6 protein-coding genes are annotated in these 5,585 nt (G+C 70.6%); 3 read left to right on the plus strand and 3 right to left on the minus strand.

Features of this window, described 5'->3' with window-relative positions:
* Window positions 1-77: 77 nt before the first annotated feature.
* The gene (locus tag FV222_RS15900) at window positions 78-1,604 is read left to right on the plus strand and encodes an alkaline phosphatase D family protein (protein WP_246685491.1); all 1,527 of its coding nucleotides are present in this window, start codon (window positions 78-80) and stop codon (window positions 1,602-1,604) included.
* Between the two features lie 9 nt (window positions 1,605-1,613).
* Here FV222_RS15900 and FV222_RS15905 read toward each other — a convergent pair whose 3' ends face one another.
* A complete protein-coding gene (locus FV222_RS15905) occupies window positions 1,614-2,045 on the minus strand; it encodes a CBS domain-containing protein (RefSeq protein WP_147762364.1) in 432 nt (143 codons plus the stop codon).
* A 231-nt stretch (window positions 2,046-2,276) separates the two neighbouring features.
* Complete coding sequence (locus FV222_RS15910) at window positions 2,277-3,098, minus strand: rhomboid family intramembrane serine protease (protein WP_147754379.1); 822 nt, start codon at window positions 3,096-3,098, stop codon at window positions 2,277-2,279.
* A gap of 467 nt (window positions 3,099-3,565) precedes the next feature.
* Here FV222_RS15910 and FV222_RS15915 point away from each other — a divergent pair, with 467 nt between their 5' ends.
* Window positions 3,566-4,216, plus strand: a complete 651-nt coding sequence (locus FV222_RS15915) for a PAS domain-containing protein (protein ID WP_147815041.1) — start codon at window positions 3,566-3,568, stop codon at window positions 4,214-4,216.
* A gap of 160 nt (window positions 4,217-4,376) precedes the next feature.
* A complete protein-coding gene (locus tag FV222_RS15920) occupies window positions 4,377-4,997 on the plus strand; it encodes a PilZ domain-containing protein (protein ID WP_246685490.1) in 621 nt (206 codons plus the stop codon).
* Between the two features lie 162 nt (window positions 4,998-5,159).
* Here FV222_RS15920 and FV222_RS29705 read toward each other — a convergent pair whose 3' ends face one another.
* Window positions 5,160-5,447, minus strand: a complete 288-nt coding sequence (locus FV222_RS29705; RefSeq protein WP_187277352.1) for a hypothetical protein — start codon at window positions 5,445-5,447, stop codon at window positions 5,160-5,162.
* Window positions 5,448-5,585: the final 138 nt, after the last annotated feature.

Below are 5,585 nucleotides of genomic sequence, written 5' to 3' on the forward strand. Positions count from 1 at the left end.
CGCTGGTCTTCGGCCGCGAGGTGATCCGCCGCTCGCAGACCCTGCCGAACGTCGCCTTGGAGTTCGCGGTCGCGGCGCTGGTCGCCTTCGGCGTCTTCTACCTCTCGATCGACCGCGCCGTCGCCGCCGACCGGCCGATCCTCACGCACGGCCTGCAATCGGGCGACGTCGGCACCGACTCCGCGATCGTCTGGGCGCGCGCCGGCCGGCCGTGCCGCGCGATCGTCGAATGGTCCACCACCGACAGCTTCGCCGAGATCCGCGGCGGCACCTTCGCCGACGCCCTACCGGAGGCGGACGGCACCGTGAAGGTGGCGCTCACCGGCCTGCCGCCGGGGCAGGACATCGTCTACCGGATCCGGCTCGAAGACCTCGCGGCGCCGACGATCCGCGGCCCGGCGCAGGTCGGGCGCTTCCGCACCGCGCCGGCCGACCGGCGCTCGGTCTCGTTCTGCTGGTCGGGCGACACGGCGGGCCAGGGCTGGGGCATCGACGAGGCCCGCGGCGGCATGACCATCTACAAGGCGATGCTGGCCAACCGCCCGGACTTCTTCCTGCATTCCGGCGACACGATCTACGCCGACGGGCCGATCACGGCCGAGGTGCGACTGCCTGACGGCACGCTCTGGCGCAACCGCGTCACCGAGGTGGTGTCGAAGCCCGCCGAGACGCTCGCCGAGTTCCGCGGCCGCTACCAATACAACCTGACGGACGCGAACGTGCTGGCGATGAACGCCGCCGTGCCGATCCTGGCGCAATGGGACGACCACGAGGTCACCAACAACTGGTGGCCCGGCGAGCCGCTGACCCGGGCCGAGCACCTAAGGAAGAGGTACGCCGACCCGAACGTGCGCGCGCTCGAGGTGCGGGCGTCCCGCGCCTTCCACGAATACATGCCGATGCGCTTCGAGCCGGCCGAGCCCGGCCGCGTCTACCGCAAGATCGCCTACGGCCCCCTCGTCGACGTGTTCATGCTCGACATGCGCTCGTATCGCGGGCCGAACGGCGAGAACCGCCAGACCGCCTACGGCCCGGACGCGTACTTCCTCGGGCCGGTGCAGCTCGCCTGGCTCAAGCGGGCGCTGATGGAGTCGCGCGCGACCTGGAAGGTGATCGCCGCCGACATGCCACTCGGCCTCGTCGTCACCTACGACGGCGACCGGAACTTCGGCTCCGAAGCGGTTGCGCAGGGCGACGGCCCGCCCCTGGGGCGCGAGCTGGAGATCGCCGACCTGCTGCGCTTCATCAAGGCTGCGAACATCCGCAACACGGTGTGGTTCACGGCCGACGTGCACTACACCGCCGCGCACTACTACGACCCCAACAAGGCCCGCTTCCAGGAGTTCGAGCCGTTCTGGGAGTTCGTCTCAGGCCCGCTGCACGCCGGCACCTTCGGCCCGAACACGCTCGACGACACGTTCGGGCCGCAGCTGCGTTTCGTGAAGGCGCCGCCGGAAGGCCAGGTGAACCTGTCGCCAGCGGCAGGCTACCAGTTCTTCGGGCATGTCGCCGTCGACGGGCGGACGGAGCAGATGACGGTGACGCTGAAGGACGCGGCCGACGCCGACCTGTGGCACGTCACCCTCGATCCCGTTCCGGCTTGAGCGGAGGCGTCAGGCCATCGTGATGTAGTCGCGCATCGCCTTGTGCTCGGCCTCGACCGCCGCGATCCGGCGCTTGACCACGTCGCCGATGGAGATGAGGCCGACGAGCCGGCCGTCCTCGCAGACCGGAACGTGGCGGAAGCGCCCTTCGGTCATCAGCTGCATCACGTCCTCCACCGTCGTGGCGCGCTTGCAGGTGACGACCTCGGCGGTCATGTGCGCGGAGACCGGCGCATCGAAGGCGCCGCCGCCGAGCTTGGCCAGCGCTCGCATGATGTCGCGCTCGGACAGGATGCCGGCGACCGACCCGTCGCCGTGGGTGACCACGAGGGCGCCGATGCGCTTCTCCGCAAGGAGATGGATCGCCTCGTCGAGGGTCCGTTCGGGGGTGATGGTGACGATGTCCGCGCCTTTCTCGGCGAGGATGCGTGCGATGGTCATGAAGATCCCTCCCAGGAGGTGACGCCGCCCGCGCCGTCAGCCGCGGCGCGCATAGGGACCGGAGGCGTGCCCGGGTTGATCCCGGATCGCGCCGTGCGATCGATGCGAGTGTGTGGCGGATGCCGCGCCATGGCAAGACCGGGCGCGCGGCGCCTGCCGAGGGCGTCCACATCGTCGAACGGGAATGCCGGCCGCCGTCATGCGGCCGGTCATACAAGCGGCTCGGGCCGGCTACCGCGGCGGTCGTGCCTGCGGGTCCACGAACGGGAACATCAGGAAGCCGACGACGAAGCCGCCGAGGTGGGCGTCCCACGCGACCGCCGCGTTCTCGGCGCCGAGCGGCAGGCTGATCAGGCCGAACAGCAGGTTCGTCGCCAGCCAGATCACCAGGAAGGTCACCGCGGTGCGGTTGCGCAAAAGCTCCGGGACGGTCTCGGCCGGCCGGTGCGGCGGCAGCTGCCAGGCCTGCGTCCCGTAGCCCGCCGCCGGCGGCTGGAACACGAAGCGCGCGGCGGCGGCCATCAGCGCCGACACGCCGGCGGAGGCGCCGATCAGCGGCGAAGAACTCAGCGGGTCGATCGCGACATGCAGCGCCCCGCCCGCGACCGTGCCGGCAAGGGCGATCAGCCCGAAGCGCCAGGCGCCGCAGCGCCGCGCCACCGGTGAGCCGAAGGCCGCGAGCCAGACGCTGTTGAAGATCACGTGCATCCACGAGCCGTGCAGTAGGCCGTAGGTGGCGAAGCTCCACGGGTAGGCGCCGGGCTCGCTGAGCACGTAGCGGGCGAAGCCTTCGCGCGCGGCGGCGAACTGCGCGTCCCCGGCCTCGCTCGCCGCGCGCAGCACCGCGTCGGCCTGGGCCGGGTCGAACCATGTCGTCCAGCGGGACGGCACCAGCGCGAGGTCGAGCACCAGGCGGATGTCCCAGGCGTCCGGCAGCAGGATCTCGCGGACCGCATGGATCGCGAGCAGCAGGCCGATCGAGACGGTGACCACGCCCGGCATGTTGAAGACGGGCACGCGGCCCTGGCGCGGCAGATCGGGGGAAGCATCCATGGCGCCACATGTCGGGGCGACGGCTCCCGCTGCAAGGGCCTGCGGCCGCGGCGACGGCCGGAACGGCGGCCGGCGAACAAAAAAAGGGAGGCGCACCGCGAACGGGCGACCTCCCTGAAGCAGAGGATCCGAGACCCCTTGCGGGGCCGGGCACCGTCCGGACCAGGAGACGGCGGGGCGCGGGCGCCCGATCCCTCCGCGCACCTCGCAAAGGCGACCCGGAGACGTGACGGCGTCGGGGCGACCCGAACCGTCACGCTTTCGTGAACATTGTCTCGCAGGGCCGCCCGGCGTGCAACGTCAACCTCCGCTTAACCTTAACGAAGGGTTGCGCGAGCTTGACCGTGACCCCGGGCGTAGGTTGTGCACCGTGACGGTCGAACAGCCGCTGGATGCACCACGAGAGATCGAAGGTGTTCCGAAGCGGCACCGATCGCCACGCCGCCGCGCGTCAGTCCGGGACACCGATGAAGCATCCGACCAGCCGCATGCTTTACAGCTACTGGGACCGGCTTCGCGGGCAGCGCTGCGCCCCGGAGCGCTCCGAGATCGAACCCGGCGCGATCCGCCACCTGCTGGCAGACAGCCTGATCCTCGAACTCGACATGCCGCACCGGACCGCGACCCTGCGGCTCGCCGGCACCCGCGTCTGCGCCCTGTTCGGGCGGGAGTTGCGGGCCGCGCACCTGTCCGCCCTCTGGGGCCAGGCCTCGGCGGACCCATGGCGGATGGTCGAGACGGTGGCGGCGGACGCGATCGGCGTCGTCGCGGGCCTGCGCGGCACCAACACGGACGGCGAGACCGTCGACCTCGAATTCCTCCTGCTGCCGCTCCGCCACCGCGCGCGCACTCAGGCGCGGGCGCTCGGCGCGCTGAGCCCCCTCGCCCCGCCGACCTGGCTCGGCCTGCGTCCGCTCGTGCGCCTCAACACGCTCTCCCTGCGGATGCTGGCCCGGCCCATGCCCGACGCCCTCCACGATGGGCCGCAGGGCGACGACTCGGTCCTCGATCTCGCGGGCCTCGAAGCCGGGGCGTTCGGCGCCCTCCCCCCGCCGGCCAACGACAGCGCCCCGTTCCGTCGCGGGCACCTCATGGTCCACCGCGGCGGACGGGTCTGAAAGCAGCGGAGACGCCGGCCGCAGAACTGACGCGAGAAAATTGAACAGGCACCTTGAGCAAGAAACCTCAGATTGTGTGCCTGGAACAAGGTTTTCGTAACCAGATAATTGCTAGGTTTTGCAAGCGAGCAACGACGGACCGACTATTCCCGCGATGATGATGGCGCAGAACTCAGCGGGAACGACGACACTGCGCCTTGCGCAGGCCTCCGACCTGCGACGCCATCAGCGCGTGCCGGTCTCCCTGCTCGGCCGCTACATGCTGTCCGACCGCCGCGAATATCCGTGCCAGACCGTCGACATGTCGCCCGGCGGCGTCCGTCTGACCTGCGCGGTGGTGGGTGAGCTCGGCGAGCGCGTGGTGCTGTACCTCGAGCATATCGGCCGGATCGAGGGCGTCATCGCGCGCCATCCCAAGGGCGGCTTCGCGATCCAGCTGTCGGCCACGCCGCGCAAGCGCGACAAGATCGCCTCGCAGCTCACCTGGCTCGCCAACCGCGAGATGCTCGGCCTGCCCGAGGGCCGGACCCACGAGCGCATCGTGCCCAAGCAGCCGGCGGTGGTCGTGCGGCTGGAAAGCGGGCGCGAGATCAAGGCGCGGGTCATCGACATCTCGATGTCGGGCGTGGCCCTGGCCAGCCTCAGCGCGCCGCCGCTGGGCACGACGCTCACGATCGGCAGCACGCCGGGCAAGCTCGTGCGATACTTCGAAGGCGGGTTCGGCGTGCAGTTCATGCTGCCGCTCTCCCCCGACCGCTTCCACGAAGGCATGACGCTCTAAGCACGCGGCGGCCGGGGCCGAACGCTTCGGCGACTTGGTTGTGGCCGCCGCCGCCGGGACGGACGCGTCGCGGTCACCACGTCATTGCCGATTGATTCTGCGAATCGAGCGAACGATGCGGTTTTGCCGGATCGCACGCACGCCGCCGTCCGAAAACCCTTCTCATTCATCAAGCCTGACCTGAACGGTGATCGCCTTTGCCGGGTCGGCCGCTCGCTCGGTCGGATCGCGTCCGATCGCTGCGTTTGACGTCCCGCATCGGAACTTCGGATCGACCGGACGGCGACCGCGGCGGCCGCACAGGGTTTCCCGATCCTCTACGCGATGCCGACAATCCGCCGGGTCGCCAAAGCGTCCGGTTCGGGCTGTTGCGAGGCGCGCCGGCCGCGGCGGGGAATCGATAAAATTGCTCGTATCGGCTTCAGCGCCGTGGAGGGCGCGCGGGCCCATCGTGCCTCCATCGACGGAGGGTTTGGGCGATGGGCCGGGTGTTCAGCAGCAAGGGAACGGGGATCCGGGCGCTCGGCCTCGGGCTGTTCGCCCTCCTCGCCGCCGGCGTGGCGCCGGCCGCCGCGCAGACCCTGGCCT

The organism is Methylobacterium sp. WL103 (assembly GCF_008039885.1).
Lineage (GTDB): Bacteria > Pseudomonadota > Alphaproteobacteria > Rhizobiales > Beijerinckiaceae > Methylobacterium > Methylobacterium cerastii.

What these genes read in the sequence shown, in the direction of transcription:
- FV222_RS15905 (WP_147762364.1), bottom strand. Translation starts at nt 2,045, where the DNA reads ATGACCATCGCACGCATCCTCGCCGAGAAAGGCGCGGACATCGTCACC.
- FV222_RS15910 (WP_147754379.1), bottom strand. Translation starts at nt 3,098, where the DNA reads ATGGATGCTTCCCCCGATCTGCCGCGCCAGGGCCGCGTGCCCGTCTTC.
- FV222_RS15915 (WP_147815041.1), top strand. Translation starts at nt 3,566, where the DNA reads ATGAAGCATCCGACCAGCCGCATGCTTTACAGCTACTGGGACCGGCTT.
- FV222_RS15920 (WP_246685490.1), top strand. Translation starts at nt 4,377, where the DNA reads ATGGCGCAGAACTCAGCGGGAACGACGACACTGCGCCTTGCGCAGGCC.
- FV222_RS29705 (WP_187277352.1), bottom strand. Translation starts at nt 5,447, where the DNA reads ATGGGCCCGCGCGCCCTCCACGGCGCTGAAGCCGATACGAGCAATTTT.